Raw genomic sequence first — 16,707 nt, 5'->3', positions numbered from 1 at the left:
CCTTAGTCTTTCACTGAATTCAAACATACCATCATTAGTCCAAGCATATAATGGAACGAGCCATAGAAGGGGAGGTTCCATTTGTGAAAAGAGTATCCAATGTAACGGTAAGGAAGAGATTGGCAGTAGCGCTTGTAGTAGGGGTCCTTATTTTCTCCATCATAGATATCCGGCTGGGGTATGTTCAGTTTTTTAAAGGGGACTGGCTTACCGGTTTGGCAAAAGACTCCTGGAGTCGAAATATCCCGTTTCAACCTGAGAGAGGGAAAATAGTAGACCGAAATGGAGTAGAACTCGCCGGGAACCAAAGTGCACCGACCATATTTGTCGTTCCACGGCAAATTACGGATCCTCAAGGGACAGCGGATAAACTGGCGGCCGTTCTTAATATTTCAGTTGAGTCTGCATATAAATATGTAACACAGAAAGCCAATATGGTGTTGATTAAGGAAGCGAGAAAGATTTCGTATGAAAAAGCGAAAGAAGTGAGGGATTTAAATTTAAAGGGTGTGTATTTAGGGGAGGATTCTAAGCGATATTATCCATATGGAAGTTATTTATCCCATGTACTTGGCTTCGCAGGAATCGATAATCAAGGGCTTATGGGACTTGAACTTTCTTATGATGATGAGCTTAGTGGAGATAAAGGGTATGTCAAATTTTTCTCCGATGCCAAAGGAAAGAGAATGCCTGATATGGCAGATGATTTTGAAAAACCCGAGAATGGGCTGGATTTAAAGTTAACGATCGATACCAAGGTACAAACAATCGTTGAGCGTGAATTGGATATCGCAGAGGCGACGTATAATCCAGATGGCATCATTGCCATCGCCATGAATCCTAAGAATGGGGAAATACTGGCCATGTCGAGCAGACCGACCTTTGATCCGGCTAATTTCCGTAATGTACCTCAGGAGATCTATAATCGGAATTTACCGATTTGGAGCACGTATGAACCTGGTTCTACGTTCAAGATCATTACTCTTGCAGCAGCCCTCGAAGAAAAAAAGGTGGATCTTTATAAAGAGACATTTCATGATCCCGGGCATATCGAGGTGGCTGGGTCGACTCTCCACTGCTGGAAGCGTGGGGGACACGGGACTCAAACATTCCTTGAAGTGGTACAAAACTCATGTAACCCGGGATTTGTCGAATTGGGTCAGAGGTTAGGCAAAGAAAAATTATTCAGTTATATCCATGATTTTGGTTTTGGTGAAAAGACGGGAATCGATCTGCAAGGGGAAGGGAAGGGGATTCTCTTTAACCTTGACCGTGTAGGGCCTGTAGAGCAGGCGACAACCGCATTTGGCCAGGGGGTGGCCGTTACCCCCATTCAACAGGTCGCAGCAGTGTCAGCGGCAGTGAACGGTGGAGTATTGTATCAACCTTATATCGCAAAAGAGCTTATCGACCCTTCAACAGGAGAAGTGGTCATGAGAAAGAGCCCACAGATTAAGAAGAGGGTCATTTCCGAAGAAACCTCCAAGCAGATTCGTGAAGCGTTGGAAAGTGTGGTGGCCAAAGGTAGCGGAAAGAAAGCCTTTGTAGATGGTTACCGGGTAGGCGGGAAAACGGGGACAGCGCAAAAGGCAAAAGACGGTAAGTACCTGGAAAACAATCATATCGTTTCCTTTATGGGAGTGGCTCCTGCAGATGACCCTCAGATTGTAGTGTATGTCGCTGTCGATAATCCGAAGGGTACGATTCAATTCGGTGGGGTCGTAGCAGCCCCAATCGGAGGAAGTATCATAGGTGACAGTCTGGAGGCAATGGGGGTACCGAAGCGTAAAGGTCAAATTGAAAAAGAGATGACGTGGACCGACACTCCGCTGATTGAAACCCCGGACTTGGTCGGATTGACGAAAAATGAACTGCGGGAACAACTGGTGAATCTCGACTTGGACGTAAGCGGAAGTGGAGAAAAGGTGGTAAGTCAGTCTCCGGACCCGGGAGTGAAAATAAAACAGGGTTCAAAGGTAAGGGTTTATCTATCTGAAGAATAATGGCGGAGAAGGTCTACACAATAGTCATTTCATGATATACTTTTTATTTATGCCGGGGATTGAATCGATGAATCCCCGGTATATAAAGTGTCAGCCCGCGTGACGTTAAAAAGATATCGAACTAAGTTAAAAGGTTGATAGCTTTCATTCATATTTTTTTGTAAAATATAAAAAGGTTGCTTTCTGCCTGTGAGGAGTTGAAAGGATGAGATTGCACACTTTGCTGGAAGTACTACCGTTTTTCTCAGTACAGGGTGAAGGGAATCCAGCTATTTCAAACATCGCGAACCATCATAAGAAAGTAAAGAATGGTGATTTATTTATCTGTATTAATGGATTGGAGATCGATAGCCACTCTCTTGCACCAGTGGCAGAGAAGAATGGTGCAGCAGCGATCCTTGCAGAAAGGGAACTGGATGCAGGAGTTCCTGTCATTATTGTTCCCGATACGAAGAAAGCGATGGCGATTCTAGCGGACCATTTTTATAAACAGCCCTCCCATCAGCTGCTTTTGGTCGGAGTGACGGGGACAAACGGCAAAACCACGACGACCCATCTCATCGATCACGTTTTTACTCAGAGTGGGATGAAGACAGGATTGATTGGAACCCTGCATATCAAAGTGGGGGAAGAGTTGGAGGTCAGCCATAATACGACGCCTGACAGTTTAACCCTTCAGCAGACATTCAGACGATTTTGCGATAAAGGGGTGCGGACCGCCATCATGGAAGTTTCTTCCCATGCTTTGGATCAAGGTCGTGTGCACGGCTGCGACTATGATATCGCAGTGTTTACGAACCTGACACAGGATCATCTCGATTATCACAAAACAATGGAAGACTACCGTAATGCGAAAGGCTTATTGTTTTCTCAATTAGGGAATACTTATTTCAAGAAATCCCCTAAGTATGCCATTATTAATAAGGACGATGCTGCAGCTGATTATTTCATCAAATCCACAGCCGCCCATGTGTTTACATATGGCCTGGCTTCATCAGCTGATTTCCATGCAAAAGATGTGGTCCTTAGGGCAACAGAGTCGGTCTTCACCCTTGTCTCTCCATTTGGGGAACGGGAGTTGGTATTAAAGTATGCGGGGAAGTTTAATGTATACAACGCCCTGGCTGCAATAGCGACAGCGTTCGCTGCGGGTATACCAATCGATGAAAGTATAAGGAGCCTTGAAAAAGCCAAAGGAGTCAGGGGACGGTTTGAAACAATTTCAGAAGGTCAGCCATTTTCGGTCATTGTCGACTATGCCCATACTCCGGATGGATTGAAAAATGTATTAGAGACCATCCGGACGATTACAAATGGCCATGTGATTGTAGTGGTCGGATGCGGAGGGGACAGGGATAGGATCAAGAGGCCGCTCATGGCGGAAATTGCCTGTGATTACGGGGATTATGCCATTTTCACTTCAGATAATCCCAGGACCGAGGACCCCGGGGGTATCTTGAAGGATATGGAAGCCGGAGTGGTCGGCAAACAATATCAATTGATCGTTGATCGCAAAGAGGCGATTAAAGAAGCCTTGAACCTTGCGAAACCGGGAGATGTCGTCCTGATTGCCGGGAAAGGACATGAAACCTATCAGATCATAGGGAATCATGTATACGATTTTGATGACCGGGAAGTGGCAAGACACTTCATCAAGGGGATGTAGGAATGTTGCTTTATGATGAAGTAAAGAAGTTGTTTCCGGAAACCAAAGGAATCCACTTGCCTGGCTTACCCTTTTTAGTAGTTTCAAATTCAACTAGGATGGGAATGGAGAAGGGACTATATATACCTGAGGGTGGTGAAGTGAACCTTTTTAGGAGTATCGAAAAAGGAGCGGTTGCTTCCCTTTGGCCCAAGGGTGAAGAAATCCCATCATTTGTCCCCAATCACTTTCCGTTATTTATAGTTGAAGATGTATACAAGGCTTATTTAAACTTACAAGAGAGTTACAAACAAAATTACAATCAAGAAAAGTGGGAAATTATGACGAAGTTTATTTTTAGCAATGAATCTGAACGAAATCAAACAAATGATATGTCTATGAACGGATCTATACAGGATCCAACAGACGGAATGGGAGGGGAATGACGATGATGGAACAAGTGATCTTTTTTACCATTATAATGGCGTTTCTCATTACCGTATTGCTTGCCCCCTTGTTTATCCCTTTCCTCAGAAGATTGAAGTTTGGACAAAGCATCCGGGATGAAGGTCCAGAGTCGCATCAAAAAAAGACCGGTACACCTACGATGGGTGGAATCGTGTTCTTAGTATCCATTGTCATCACCACATTTGTTATGACAGGTAAATATTCAGAACCCGGTCCTGAAACGTATTTAATGATCCTGGTGACCGTCGGATTTGGTTTATTGGGTTTCCTGGATGACTTTATTAAAGTCGTTATGAAAAGGAATTTAGGTTTGACCTCCAAGCAGAAGCTGCTGGGACAGATTGTCATATCGGTGATCTTTTATCTTATCTTTAAACAGAACGACTTTCCGACCACGGTTTCGATACCATTAACCGATGTTTCGTTTGAATTAGGCTGGTTTTATTGCTTGTTCATTATCTTTTGGCTTGTTGGATTTTCAAACGCCGTCAATTTGACGGATGGTCTGGACGGTTTGGTGTCCGGAACAAGTGCCATTGCATTCGGGGCACTGGCTGTACTTGCGTGGAGCCAATCCCAATATGATGTTGCCATTTTCGGAGTAGCGGTGGTGGGGGCGGTTCTTGGCTTCCTGGTCTTTAATGCCCACCCTGCCAAGGTATTCATGGGTGATACCGGCTCACTTGCACTTGGTGGCGCAATCGCTACGATTGCCATTTTAACCAAGCTTGAAATCATATTAATCCTAATTGGGGGAGTATTCGTCATTGAGACTCTTTCCGTCATCTTACAGGTAGCAAGCTTCAAAACAACCGGAAAGCGTATTTTCAAAATGAGCCCATTGCACCACCATTATGAGCTGGTCGGATGGTCGGAGTGGCGTGTCGTCGTCACTTTTTGGACTGTGGGATTACTTTTTGCCGTTTTAGGAATCTATATTGAGGTGTGGTTATAAGTGAAAAACATTACGAAATTCAAACATAAAAAAGTACTTGTATTAGGACTGGCAAAAAGTGGGGTAAGTGCTGCCTCTCTCCTACATAAGTTAGAAGCATTTGTTACGGTCAATGACCAAAAGCCTTTGTCGGAAAATCCCGAAGCCCAGGGTCTCCTTCAGGAAGGGATTAAAGTCATATGCGGAAGTCATCCCATTGAGCTTTTGGATGAAGGTTTTCAATATGTCATAAAGAATCCGGGTATCCCATACCATAACCCATTGATTAAAAAAGCGATGGAGAAGAATATTCCCGTTTTAACGGAAGTCGAGCTCGCTTATTTAATTTCTGAGGCGGAAATGATCGGGATCACGGGAACCAATGGAAAGACAACCACCACGACACTGCTATTCGAAATGTTGAAAGAGGATAATCAAAAGCCTCTGATTGCCGGGAATATCGGAACCGTTGCTTCTGAAGTAGCCCAGGACGCGAAAGAGGATGAAAAGATGGTAGTCGAACTTTCTTCTTTCCAACTGATGGGGACCCAGGACTTCGCTCCGCACATTGCCATTATCACAAATTTATATGATGCACATCTTGATTACCATGGGGACTTGAGCGAATATTGGAAAGCGAAATCCAATATTACAAAAAATCAGACGGAAAAAGACTATTTAATCATTAACGGTGATCAAGAGCATGTTCAGGAAGCGGTATGCTTTACAAAAGCCCAGGTGATTCGCTTTTCAACCGAAAAAGAAATCAAAGACGGTGCCTACATAAAGGATCGTGCGATTTATTTCAAAGACGAAAAAGTGGTTGATTTATCTTCCATCGTCCTTCCGGGTGCTCATAACCTTGAAAATATCCTATGTGCCGTTGCTGCCTGTAAAATATATGGAGTTTCAAATGATAGCATCAGAAAGGTATTGAGTACGTTTGGCGGAGTGAAACATCGAACTCAATTCGTTCGGGAAATGAATGGCATTAAATTTTACAATGATTCTAAAGCAACGAACAGCCTGGCGACGAAAAGTGCGCTTAAAGCATTTGAATCCCCTACAATATTACTTGCAGGAGGATTGGATCGTGGAAATGTATTTGATGACCTGATTCCATATCTCGTAAACGTCAAAACATTGATCACCTTTGGAGAAACATCCGAGAAGTTCGTGAAAACAGGGGAAAAGGCAGGGATACAAACGATTATTCCTGTCGATAATGTTGAAAAGGCGGTCCCGGTTGCGTATGAGCATGCACGGGAAGGGGATATCATATTATTGTCCCCTGCATGTGCAAGTTGGGATCAATATCGTACTTTTGAACAACGCGGTGACATTTTTATCGAGGCCGTGCATAAGCTTTAATAAGGGCTTGTCCATATAGAGCATCCATACTTACACAACCAGTCATTCAATCCAGGATCAGTAGTTTTCTATGCTCGAACGGCTCTAAATTTGTCTATTCGAGGTGTTTAGGATTGCCTTTAAAAAAATCGACTCCCGATTTTATACTCATTGTGGTTACACTCACTTTGCTTGCGATTGGACTGGTCATGGTATACAGTGCGAGTGCTGTATGGGCAGATTACAAATTCGATGACTCCTTTTTCTTTGCAAAAAGGCAGGTGCTCTTTGCGGGTGTAGGACTATTCGCGATGTTTTTCATCATGAACGTAGAGTACTGGACATGGAGAAATTGGTCAAAGATCATCATCATCATTTGCTTCGTCCTCCTTGTGCTCGTTCTCATTCCCGGGATAGGGGTGCTCCGGAATGGTTCGAGGAGCTGGATAGGTGTAGGAGCCTTTTCAATTCAGCCTTCGGAGTTTATGAAACTCGCGATGATCGCCTTTCTATCAAAGTATTTATCTGAGAACCAAAAGTATATTACTTCTTTTAGAAAAGGAGTCCTTCCGGCACTTTTACTTGTGTTTACAGCTTTTGGAATGATCATGCTCCAGCCGGACTTAGGAACGGGTACCGTCATGGTGGGGACTTCTGTTGTGATGATCTTTATATCAGGGGCTCGGATTAAACATTTTGTAGGGCTAGGCATGATTGGTCTGTTGGGATTTGTAGGACTCGTCATTTCTGCACCATACCGGATTAAACGGATTACATCCTTTTTAGATCCCTGGCAGGATCCGCTCAATAGCGGTTTCCAAATTATTCAGTCCCTGTATGCCATCGGGCCGGGGGGATTATTTGGATTGGGTCTGGGACAAAGCAGACAGAAGTTCTTTTATTTGCCGGAACCTCAAAACGACTTTATATTTGCTATTTTAGCAGAGGAACTTGGATTTATTGGGGGTACCCTGGTATTGATCCTGTTTTCATTGATCTTGTGGAGAGGGATCAGGATCGCATTGGGAGCACCTGATTTATTTGGAAGCTTCCTTGCTTTAGGGATCGTTTCCATGATTGCCATCCAGGTGATGATCAATGTAGGGGTAGTGACGGGGTTGATGCCCGTGACCGGGATTACACTTCCATTCTTGAGCTACGGGGGATCTTCTTTGACCCTCATGCTAATGGCTGTAGGGGTCCTGTTGAATATAAGCCGCTATTCAAGAAATTGATGCTTCATAAAAAGAGATTGACACAAGAAAAATGGCAGAAGAGGCGAATGATGAATCAAGACCTCACCGGGCCTTCCCATTTTTCTCAGTCGGTCTCTTTTTTTATTTGCAATGAAACGAAGAAAATCCTTCTGTTGAATGAAATAACAATAGGATAATTGTGTTTTCGATGTTACAATAAATTACATATACGTAATTCATTTTTATCATACCTTTTCAAAATAAAGGAGAGTTTGTTACTTTTGTTAACCAAAACTTTTACAATTCAATGACATGCATTCATAATGCTTCATTTGGTGTTTAAAATAAGGTTCAAGAGTGAAATACATAGGATGGTCATTCTTTTGGTAAGTGAATGAAAGTACATATACGAAAAGCGGTATGGACAATCCATCTTAGGGTGGCTGTAGGTCAATTCTTCAAAAATAGGCTATTAACCCTGCATCACTCATTTTTTTCGCCTCCAAAAGGGCTTATGGCAGAAAATAACGTTCTGTTCCTCTTTTAACATGTTATTCCTTCGTATAGAATAGAAGGTATCCCAATGTAAAGAGTACTTTCATTATAAGACATGACGAGTTTAACTCACTCATGACATAATGAAATCAAAGTGAAATTGAGGAGAACGCAATGAAAAAAGAAAATGTTGTTTCCATTGAAGATCGTATTCCTAAACTAAAACAACACCGAAAAAAGAAAGCAAACCGCAGGCTTCTGTTTTTACTTTCTTTATTCTTTCTGATGATATTGTCGGTTGTATACTTTCAATCGCCCTTGAGTCATGTAAACACAGTGTCCGTTCATGGGAATGAACTTATATCAAATAAGACGGTTCTTCAAAAAAGTGGAATTGACAAAGGTATGAATGTATGGAGTGTAAGCAAAGCGGAAACGGTCGAGCAATTAAAGAAGCTTCCTGAAGTAAAGGATGCGAAAGTGGAATTATCCTTTCCGAATTCATTCGAAATAACCGTTCAAGAATATGATAAAAAAGCGTATCTCTCAAAGGGGAATAAATTTTTTGTCATTTTGGAAAATGGGAAGGTCCTGGATAAAGGGACCGGATCAATTCCTGTGGATGCACCTTTATTGAGGGGATTCGAAGAGGATAAGGTCCTGGCCAAAATGGTGAACGAATTAGGGGAACTTCCGAAAGAAGTGCAGCATCTCATCTCGGAGATCAACCTCGTTCCCAAGAAAACAGACCAATATCACTTGACTCTATTTATGAATGATGGGTTCGAAGTGAGTGCGACCATCCGTAGCTTCTCAGAAAAGATGGTGCATTATCCTTCGATCGTCAGCCAATTAGATCCTGCAGTAAAAGGGGTCATTGACTTAGAGGTAGGTTCTTATTTCAGAGCATACGAAACGGAAGGTGAACAAACGAATGAAGAGGATGAAGGTGAGAGGTAAGCACGTGGTCCTCTCTCTTGTATGTCTGGTTTTGGGTTTCATCCTTGCTTTTTCATTCAGTCTGGCAAACACAGAACAAAAAGAGCTCGGGAGCCGGACAAATGGTCAATGGAAACAGGAAGAAACATTAAGAGATCAAATCCTCGAGTACCAGCAGAAGAATAATCGTCTGCAGGAAAAACTTTATGAGAAACAGGAGAAGGTCGGCAATATGGAGAAGGAATTCTCCAAAGAGAAGCAAATTTATTTCAACCTGGCAGAGGATGCTGAGAAGTACCGTATGTACTTAGGTAAAACGAAAGTGAAGGGGCCGGGGGTAACGGTCACCTTGTCCGATGCGAAATATGACCCGGAGGAAGAAAACGCAAATAATTATATTGTCCATGAACACCATGTCTTTAAGGTGATTAATGAATTATATATAGCGGGTGCCTCTGCGGTTGCCATCAACGGACAAAGACTTAAGCATGATTCATACATACTGTGTAACGGTCCGGTCATCCAGATTGATGGCATCGAGTACCCTGCCCCGTTCAAAATTACGGCAATCGGAGATCCGGAAGTGTTGTCCTCCGCCATGAATATCACAGGCGGAGTGAAGGATCAGTTGGTGAATGAAAATATCATATTTGAGATGAAAAAAGAAAATTCGGTCATCCTCGAACCCACCATTGGCGAATCATGAGCCGGCTCCCATTGAAGTAAACGGTACGGGCGTGGGTCAGGTCCCGAAAGTAAGGTGCAATAAATGGACAACAAACTTAAAATCAGCTTTACCGTCATAACGGTCATCATCGGGTTTATGATTGCCATTCAGTTCCAGACTGTCAAAGAGCCAGTTGTCCGGGATACCAGAGATATCTGGGAACTGAGGGAAGCGCTTCTGAAAGAAAAGGAAGTCAACTCTAACCTTTTATCAGAAACTCGTTCTGTAGAAGCGAAGTTGGAACAGTATAAGACCGAGCAGCAATCAAGCCCAGAGCAGGCATTAAAGCAAACGTTAGAGGAATTGAAGACTGAAATGGGGCTGACAGAAAAAACGGGTCCGGGTCTTATCCTGACGATCGAGCCTTCAATGGAGGAAATCCTCCTGGGTGAAAAAGTTCAAAATGTCTCCCCGGAACTTTTGGAGAGGCTTGTAAATGAACTCAATCAGTATGATGCAGTCGATATCGCGATTGACGGCCATCGACTAATCAATACCTCAGTTATCCGGGATATTAATGGAGAAACGAAGGTGGACGGTAATTCAATTAAAAAAATACCGTTTGAAGTGAGGGTGTTGACCAAGGATGTAAATGCAGCCAAGGACCTGTATAACCGCATGCAGGTTTCAAGATCAGTTGAAGATTTCTTTATTGATAATCTACGGGTCAGCATTTCAAAGCCTTTAGAAAAGCTCACGGTTCCAGAATATAAAGATACAATCCGGATCCGTTTTATGGAACCGGTTAAGGAAAGAGGAGGGAACGAATAATATGTGGCTTCCCGTTTTAGGGTTGCTAGTAGGGGTCGTCCTCGGGCTTCTGACAGATATTAGAATTCCAGAAGAGTATTCAAATTATTTATCGATTGCGGTTCTCGCAGCATTGGATACATTATTTGGCGGTATTCGTGCCCACCTCCAAAATATTTATGATGACAAGGTCTTTGTTTCTGGATTCTTTTTTAATATTTTACTAGCAGCAAGTTTAGCTTTTCTGGGCGTACATCTTGGTGTAGACTTATATTTGGCGGCTGTTTTTGCTTTTGGGGTAAGATTATTCCAAAACATTGCAGTGATTAGAAGAATAATGATTAGCAATTGGTCAAATAATCAAGAAAAAAGAGAAAAAAATTAGAATTTTAAAAGGGAATCGTTTTTGTTACGACGAATATCATATTAAGATATACTTAGAATAATATTTTTCTAGGATTGTTGTTCCAAATAAACATTCTTTAAGGAGGTGCCATAGAGTGAACAGCAATGAAATTTACGTTAGCCTAGACATCGGTACATCCACAGTGAAAGTAATCATTGGTGAAATGACAAATGATTCCTTAAACATAATCGGTGTAGGAAATGTGAACTCAGAAGGAATCAGAAAAGGTTCCATCGTAGATATAGACGAAACTGTTCATACAATCAAGAAGGCAGTTGAACAAGCTGAAAGGATGGTCGGTTTATCTATAAGCCAGGTCATCGTAGGTATAACAGGTAACCATGTGTCACTTCAATCCTGTCATGGTGTGGTGGCAGTGTCGAGTGATAACAGGGAGATCGGCGATGAAGACGTTCTAAGAGTGATGGATGCAGCACAGGTTGTATCGATTCCTCCAGAAAGGGAAATCATCAATGTAATCCCAAGACAGTTCATCGTTGATGGATTGGATGAGATTACAGATCCCCGGGGTATGATCGGTGTTCGACTTGAAATGGAAGGCACCATCATTACGGGATCTAAGACGATTTTACATAATACTCTCCGTTGTGTAGAAAAAGCCGGCCTTGAAATTGTCGATATCGTCCTTCAGCCCTTAGCCGCAGGTACGGTTGCTTTATCAAAGGATGAAAAGAACCTTGGAGCTGCCTTGATCGATATAGGTGGCGGTTCTACGACGATAGCCGTTTTCGAACAGGGACACCTTAAGGCAACAACCGTGCTACCCGTTGGCGGGGAGCATATCACGAAGGATTTGTCGATCGGATTACGGACATCAACGGACGACGCAGAGAAAATCAAAACAAAATATGGACATGCATTCTATGACCATGCGTCTGAAGATGAAGTGTTCAGCGTGCCAATTATTGGCAGTGATCAACATCAGCAATTTAATCAATTAGAAATTTCTGATATCATAGAAGCAAGGCTTGAAGAGATTCTTGACCTCATCAGCCATGAACTGAAACGATTGGGAATCAGGGACCTGCCAGGTGGATATGTTCTAACTGGTGGTGTAGCAAATCTTCCAGGTGTGTTAGAATTAGCACAAATCGTTTTCCAAAATCGTGTACGTGTGGCAATTCCTGATTATATTGGTGTACGGGAACCACAGTATACAACAGCAGTTGGATTGATTAAATACGCTCAAAAGAATGCTAGATTGCAAGGAAGATCTGTAAGCGCGGAACCAGTGCCTGTAGAGGCTGCTGAGAAGCGTCAATCAAAACCTGTGAATAAAAAGCAGAAGCCTGCAAAGGTAAAAGAAGAAGAACATGAAGATGAAAAGGCCATGTCAAAAGTGAAAAAGTTCTTTGGATACTTCTTTGAATAAATAAAGGAATCCATAGATTCGACGAGTTAGGAGGATTTGTCATGTTGGAGTTTGATACAAATTTAGATTCATTAGCGACAATAAAAGTTATTGGTGTCGGTGGCGGAGGAAACAACGCCGTAAACCGCATGATCGAGCACGGCGTACAAGGTGTTGAATTTATCGCAGTCAACACGGATGCACAGGCTTTGAATCTATCAAAAGCTGAGATAAAGATGCAAATCGGTGGCAAATTAACCAGGGGATTAGGAGCAGGTGCGAATCCTGAAGTAGGTAAAAAAGCCGCTGAAGAGAGTAAAGAACAGATTGAAGAGGCACTTAGAGGAGCAGATATGGTCTTTGTCACTGCCGGAATGGGTGGAGGAACCGGTACTGGTGCAGCTCCGGTCATTGCTCAAATTGCCCGCGAAATCGGCGCATTGACGGTAGGTGTCGTGACGCGCCCGTTTACATTTGAAGGCAGAAAGCGTTCAAATCAGGCAAGCGGTGGCATCGCAGCTATGAAAGAAGGCGTGGACACCCTTATTGTCATTCCAAACGATCGCCTTCTGGAAATCGTAGATAAGAGTACTCCGATGCTTGAAGCTTTCCGTGAAGCCGATAATGTCCTGCGTCAAGGTGTACAAGGTATATCGGATCTTATCGCTACACCTGGTCTGATCAACCTGGACTTTGCAGATGTTAAGACGATCATGTCTAACAAAGGTTCAGCCCTAATGGGCATCGGTGCAGCATCTGGAGAGAACCGTGCAACTGAAGCAGCGAAAAAGGCAGTTTCAAGTCCTTTGCTTGAGACATCCATCGATGGAGCTCAGGGCGTCCTGATGAACATCACTGGTGGGACTTCATTAAGCCTTTACGAAGTTCAGGAAGCTGCTGATATTGTAGCTTCTGCATCAGATCAAGAAGTAAATATGATCTTCGGTTCTGTCATCAACGAAGAATTAAAAGATGATATCGTCGTTACCGTCATTGCAACCGGGTTCAATGAAGAGGTCATTCAACCTCCGAAACAGACCCGACCAACGTTCGGTGGGATGAAACCAAATCCAAGTACCAACCCAAGCCAATCGGTGAAACGGGAACAGCCTAAACGTGAAGAGCAGCCTCAACAGCAAGAGCCTGTGAGAACATCTTCAAATCAAGGTGCGGAAGAAACTTTGGACATTCCAACCTTCCTTCGCAATAGAAACCGTCGTCGTTAATAATGGAATAAAAATAAGAATCCCCCAAGGCTTCATGCCTTGGGGGATTCTTATTTTTATAGGATTTTCTTTTCCCTGGACTAAAAATGCATTCCGAAAAACTATATTTTGGTGGTGTTTATGGCATCCATATTTAATGACATTTTTCGTTCATATCTCCGAAAACTTTTCCGTGGGAGCATACAAAAAATGACAACCTTTAAAAAGGATGTACGATATACTTCTCATAAGTCATTCCGGTCTTTAACGGAATCGAATTGTGAGGTGTTAAAAGGAGGGGAGAGATTGACTTTATATTTGGATGTCATTTGGTTGTTAAATCTGTTAGTAGACTTTTTCTTATTATGGTTAACAGGAATCATTTTAAAGAGACAATACGCCCTCTGGAGAATAGGTATCGGAAGTCTGATAGGCTCTGTCATTATTCTCCTCGCTTTTTCACCATATGCTTACTTTGCAGGAAACCCCTTAGTCAAGTTATTATTCTCCGTCGTCATGGTGTATTCAGCTTTTGGCTATAGAAGATTGCGCTATTATATATCAAATCTTCTTATGTTTTATTTCGTCACCTTTTTTATGGGTGGAATATTAATTGGGGCTCATTATTTTATCAGCTTCGATCCAAGCAGGGAATCATCCATGCTGCTTGCAAGCATTCGCGGATTTGGTGACCCGATAAGCTGGGTATTTGTGATGCTCGCCCTGCCTCTTGCCTGGTACTTTTCGAAAGGGAGAATGGATAGTATCGAGCATGTGAAGCTCCAATATGATCAGCTCCTGAAAGTCAGCATTCAGATTGGTGATTTCCATTGTACTGTAAGCGGTCTTGTGGACAGTGGGAATCAACTTCAGGATCCCATTTCAAAAAGTCCGGTCATGATTCTATCCATTGCTGAAATCGAGGGTGAAATTCCCGATGAAATGAAGGCACTTTGCCATGATGTGGAAGAAATTTTTTCGGGTGGGAAAGAGATCGATACCCGCTGGTCTGACAGAATGCGTATCGTTCCAGCACAATCGGTAGGAAGAAACAGTCAGCTTCTAGCCGCGATAAAGCCTGATTCATTAGTACTCAGTGATCATGAAGCGGAATGGACCATACCAAATGGGTTAGTCGCCTTTAGAGAAGAACCCTTATCGGCAGATGGGAGTTTCGGGGCGATCGTCCATCCGAAAATGGCTTCAAGAAAACCGGTGCTTAACGTTTCGTGAATCAATTATTACTACTATACTCACAATTTAAAGAAATAGAAGGGGGAGCAACAATGAAAAAATTCAAATTCAAATTTTTGTATTATTGGTACAAACTGTTAATCAAGCTGGGTCTGAAGACAGATGAAATTTACTACATAGGTGGTAGTGAAGCCCTCCCTCCACCGTTGACAAAGGAAGAGGAAGAAGTCCTGCTCAACAAATTGCCTAAAGGTGACAAGGCAGCACGATCCTTATTGATAGAACGTAATTTACGACTGGTAGTATATATAGCCCGGAAGTTTGAAAACACAGGCATCAATATAGAAGATTTGATCAGTATCGGCACCATCGGCCTTATTAAAGCAGTCAATACCTTCAATCCCGAGAAAAAAATCAAGTTGGCGACCTATGCTTCAAGGTGTATAGAGAACGAAATTCTTATGTACTTAAGAAGAAACAACAAAATTCGCTCGGAAGTCTCATTTGACGAACCCCTTAATATCGATTGGGATGGAAATGAATTGCTGTTATCGGATGTTCTCGGGACGGATGAAGACATCATTACAAAAGATCTTGAGGCAACAGTGGATAAAAAATTACTCTTTAATGCCCTTCATCAGCTAACTGACCGTGAGAAACAAATTATGGAGCTTCGCTTTGGATTGATGGGGGAAGAGGAAAAAACCCAGAAAGACGTAGCTGATATGCTTGGGATTTCACAGTCCTATATTTCCCGATTGGAAAAAAGGATTATCAAACGATTGAAGAAGGAATTCAATAAAATGGTATGACATTAAAAAGCTGACTTTTTCAATTGAAAAGGTCAGCTTTTTAATGTGGCCAGGAATTAAAAAAATTTTTAGCTTTTTGAATCAGGTATTGTAAGGGATTTGGACCTTTCCCGCCCCTCTATGTCAGAATGAAATGCATATTTTTCCTCTTCAAGGAAATACTGAATTTTGTACAGCAGCTCCTACAAGGAGGGGAAAGAATGACACGTAATAAAGTCGAGATTTGTGGTGTGGATACGTCCAAATTGCCAGTGCTCAAAAATGATGAAATGAGAATTTTATTCAAGGAAATGCAAGCGGGTGATATCACCGCGAGAGAAAAACTGGTCAACGGAAATTTACGCCTCGTCTTAAGTGTAATTCAACGCTTTAATAACCGTGGTGAGTATGTTGATGATTTATTTCAAGTAGGGTGTATCGGATTAATGAAATCCATCGATAATTTTGATTTGGGTCAAAACGTTCGATTCTCTACATACGCGGTTCCGATGATCATTGGGGAAATCCGTCGATATTTGAGAGACAATAACCCGATAAGGGTGTCCCGTTCACTACGGGATATTGCGTACAAAGCTCTGCAAGTAAGGGAGAAATTAATGGGGGAGACATCCAAGGAGCCGACTGCAGAAGAAATTGCCAAAGTTCTTGATGTATCTCACGAAGAAATCGTATTTGCACTGGATGCCATACAAGATCCCGTTTCGCTGTTTGAACCCATCTATAATGATGGAGGAGACCCAATATTCGTTATGGATCAACTGAGCGACGAAAAGAACCGCGATTTCCACTGGATCGAAGAAATTGCCCTTCAAGAAGGAATGAGACGATTGAATGATCGTGAGAAACTCATTATCAGCAAACGCTTCTTTCAAGGAAAAACCCAAATGGAAGTCGCAGAAGAAATCGGAATCTCCCAAGCACAAGTATCACGACTAGAAAAAGCAGCAATCAAACAAATGAACAAAAATATTCAATAAGAAACGAAAAGCGGAGGCGGCTCGATCAGCCCCGACAAGCACAACAGGAAAATCCCAAAAGGCGCCCTTTGCCTTATGGGATTTTTCAGTTGTGACCTCGAGGGGCTAGCCGCCGCAGCTGGACAAACGAAAAGCGGAAGGGCTTTGCCCAGAGGCGACAAGCATAAGGCGAACCATCCGGAAAGGCATACTTTGCCTTTTTGGATGGTTTGACTTATGACCTCGAGCCTCTAA

15 protein-coding genes are annotated in these 16,707 nt (G+C 42.6%); all 15 read left to right on the top strand.

Annotated elements, in window-relative coordinates:
- Window positions 1–83: 83 nt before the first annotated feature.
- The 15 genes from ACSQ2E_RS14165 (at window position 84) to sigG (ending at window position 16,473) form a co-directional block, all read left to right on the top strand.
- Window positions 84–2,003 (top strand): stage V sporulation protein D, encoded by a 1,920-nt coding sequence (locus tag ACSQ2E_RS14165; protein ID WP_435991481.1) that lies wholly within the window; start codon window positions 84–86, stop codon window positions 2,001–2,003.
- 205 nt (window positions 2,004–2,208) lie between these two features.
- The gene (locus tag ACSQ2E_RS14160) at window positions 2,209–3,669 is read left to right on the top strand and encodes a UDP-N-acetylmuramoyl-L-alanyl-D-glutamate--2,6-diaminopimelate ligase (RefSeq protein WP_435991479.1); all 1,461 of its coding nucleotides are present in this window, start codon (window positions 2,209–2,211) and stop codon (window positions 3,667–3,669) included.
- 2 nt (window positions 3,670–3,671) lie between these two features.
- Window positions 3,672–4,094 carry a hypothetical protein gene (locus tag ACSQ2E_RS14155; RefSeq protein ID WP_435991477.1) on the top strand — a complete coding sequence of 141 codons (423 nt, stop codon included), beginning with the start codon at window positions 3,672–3,674 and terminating at the stop codon, window positions 4,092–4,094.
- Window positions 4,095–4,096: 2 nt separating this feature from the next.
- Entirely contained in the window at window positions 4,097–5,071 is a 975-nt protein-coding gene (mraY, locus tag ACSQ2E_RS14150) for a phospho-N-acetylmuramoyl-pentapeptide-transferase (RefSeq protein ID WP_435991475.1), read from the top strand.
- Complete coding sequence (murD, locus tag ACSQ2E_RS14145; protein WP_435991473.1) at window positions 5,072–6,421, top strand: UDP-N-acetylmuramoyl-L-alanine--D-glutamate ligase; 1,350 nt, start codon at window positions 5,072–5,074, stop codon at window positions 6,419–6,421.
- 113 nt (window positions 6,422–6,534) lie between these two features.
- Window positions 6,535–7,635, top strand: a complete 1,101-nt coding sequence (gene spoVE, locus ACSQ2E_RS14140) for a stage V sporulation protein E (RefSeq protein WP_258263189.1) — start codon at window positions 6,535–6,537, stop codon at window positions 7,633–7,635.
- Window positions 7,636–8,265: 630 nt separating this feature from the next.
- Window positions 8,266–9,051 carry a cell division protein FtsQ/DivIB gene (locus ACSQ2E_RS14135; RefSeq protein WP_435991470.1) on the top strand — a complete coding sequence of 262 codons (786 nt, stop codon included), beginning with the start codon at window positions 8,266–8,268 and terminating at the stop codon, window positions 9,049–9,051.
- Window positions 9,026–9,736 (top strand): DUF881 domain-containing protein, encoded by a 711-nt coding sequence (locus tag ACSQ2E_RS14130; RefSeq protein ID WP_336199126.1) that lies wholly within the window; start codon window positions 9,026–9,028, stop codon window positions 9,734–9,736. Before ACSQ2E_RS14135 ends, ACSQ2E_RS14130 begins: the two co-directional genes overlap by 26 nt.
- Before the next feature lie 63 nt (window positions 9,737–9,799).
- Complete coding sequence (locus tag ACSQ2E_RS14125; RefSeq protein ID WP_034755843.1) at window positions 9,800–10,528, top strand: DUF881 domain-containing protein; 729 nt, start codon at window positions 9,800–9,802, stop codon at window positions 10,526–10,528.
- A gap of 1 nt (window position 10,529) precedes the next feature.
- The gene (locus ACSQ2E_RS14120) at window positions 10,530–10,892 is read left to right on the top strand and encodes a small basic family protein (protein ID WP_034755840.1); all 363 of its coding nucleotides are present in this window, start codon (window positions 10,530–10,532) and stop codon (window positions 10,890–10,892) included.
- A gap of 115 nt (window positions 10,893–11,007) precedes the next feature.
- On the top strand, window positions 11,008–12,306 hold the full coding sequence (gene ftsA, locus ACSQ2E_RS14115) for a cell division protein FtsA (RefSeq protein ID WP_435991467.1): 1,299 nt from the start codon (window positions 11,008–11,010) through the stop codon (window positions 12,304–12,306).
- Between the two features lie 41 nt (window positions 12,307–12,347).
- Entirely contained in the window at window positions 12,348–13,511 is a 1,164-nt protein-coding gene (gene ftsZ / locus ACSQ2E_RS14110; protein WP_435991465.1) for a cell division protein FtsZ, read from the top strand.
- Window positions 13,512–13,796: 285 nt separating this feature from the next.
- Entirely contained in the window at window positions 13,797–14,723 is a 927-nt protein-coding gene (gene spoIIGA, locus ACSQ2E_RS14105) for a sigma-E processing peptidase SpoIIGA (protein WP_435991463.1), read from the top strand.
- Window positions 14,724–14,776: 53 nt separating this feature from the next.
- Window positions 14,777–15,496, top strand: a complete 720-nt coding sequence (gene sigE / locus ACSQ2E_RS14100) for an RNA polymerase sporulation sigma factor SigE (protein WP_079531515.1) — start codon at window positions 14,777–14,779, stop codon at window positions 15,494–15,496.
- A gap of 128 nt (window positions 15,497–15,624) precedes the next feature.
- Window positions 15,625–16,473 carry an RNA polymerase sporulation sigma factor SigG gene (gene sigG, locus ACSQ2E_RS14095; RefSeq protein WP_435991461.1) on the top strand — a complete coding sequence of 283 codons (849 nt, stop codon included), beginning with the start codon at window positions 15,625–15,627 and terminating at the stop codon, window positions 16,471–16,473.
- Window positions 16,474–16,707 lie beyond the last annotated feature (234 nt).

This window comes from Rossellomorea sp. LjRoot5, assembly GCF_964253455.1.
GTDB lineage: Bacteria > Bacillota > Bacilli > Bacillales > Bacillaceae_B > Rossellomorea.
The sequence above is the reverse complement of the archived record's forward strand: the minus strand, read 5'-3'. Positions and strand labels throughout refer to the sequence as shown.

Bases quoted from the DNA above. Each gene is read 5' to 3' on its own strand.
- ACSQ2E_RS14160 (WP_435991479.1), top strand. From the start codon at position 2,209: ATGAGATTGCACACTTTGCTGGAAGTACTACCGTTTTTCTCAGTACAG.
- ACSQ2E_RS14155 (WP_435991477.1), top strand. From the start codon at position 3,672: ATGTTGCTTTATGATGAAGTAAAGAAGTTGTTTCCGGAAACCAAAGGA.
- mraY (WP_435991475.1), top strand. From the start codon at position 4,097: ATGATGGAACAAGTGATCTTTTTTACCATTATAATGGCGTTTCTCATT.
- ACSQ2E_RS14135 (WP_435991470.1), top strand. From the start codon at position 8,266: ATGAAAAAAGAAAATGTTGTTTCCATTGAAGATCGTATTCCTAAACTA.
- ACSQ2E_RS14130 (WP_336199126.1), top strand. From the start codon at position 9,026: ATGAAGAGGATGAAGGTGAGAGGTAAGCACGTGGTCCTCTCTCTTGTA.
- ACSQ2E_RS14125 (WP_034755843.1), top strand. From the start codon at position 9,800: ATGGACAACAAACTTAAAATCAGCTTTACCGTCATAACGGTCATCATC.
- ACSQ2E_RS14120 (WP_034755840.1), top strand. From the start codon at position 10,530: ATGTGGCTTCCCGTTTTAGGGTTGCTAGTAGGGGTCGTCCTCGGGCTT.
- ftsZ (WP_435991465.1), top strand. From the start codon at position 12,348: ATGTTGGAGTTTGATACAAATTTAGATTCATTAGCGACAATAAAAGTT.
- sigE (WP_079531515.1), top strand. From the start codon at position 14,777: ATGAAAAAATTCAAATTCAAATTTTTGTATTATTGGTACAAACTGTTA.
- sigG (WP_435991461.1), top strand. From the start codon at position 15,625: ATGAAATGCATATTTTTCCTCTTCAAGGAAATACTGAATTTTGTACAG.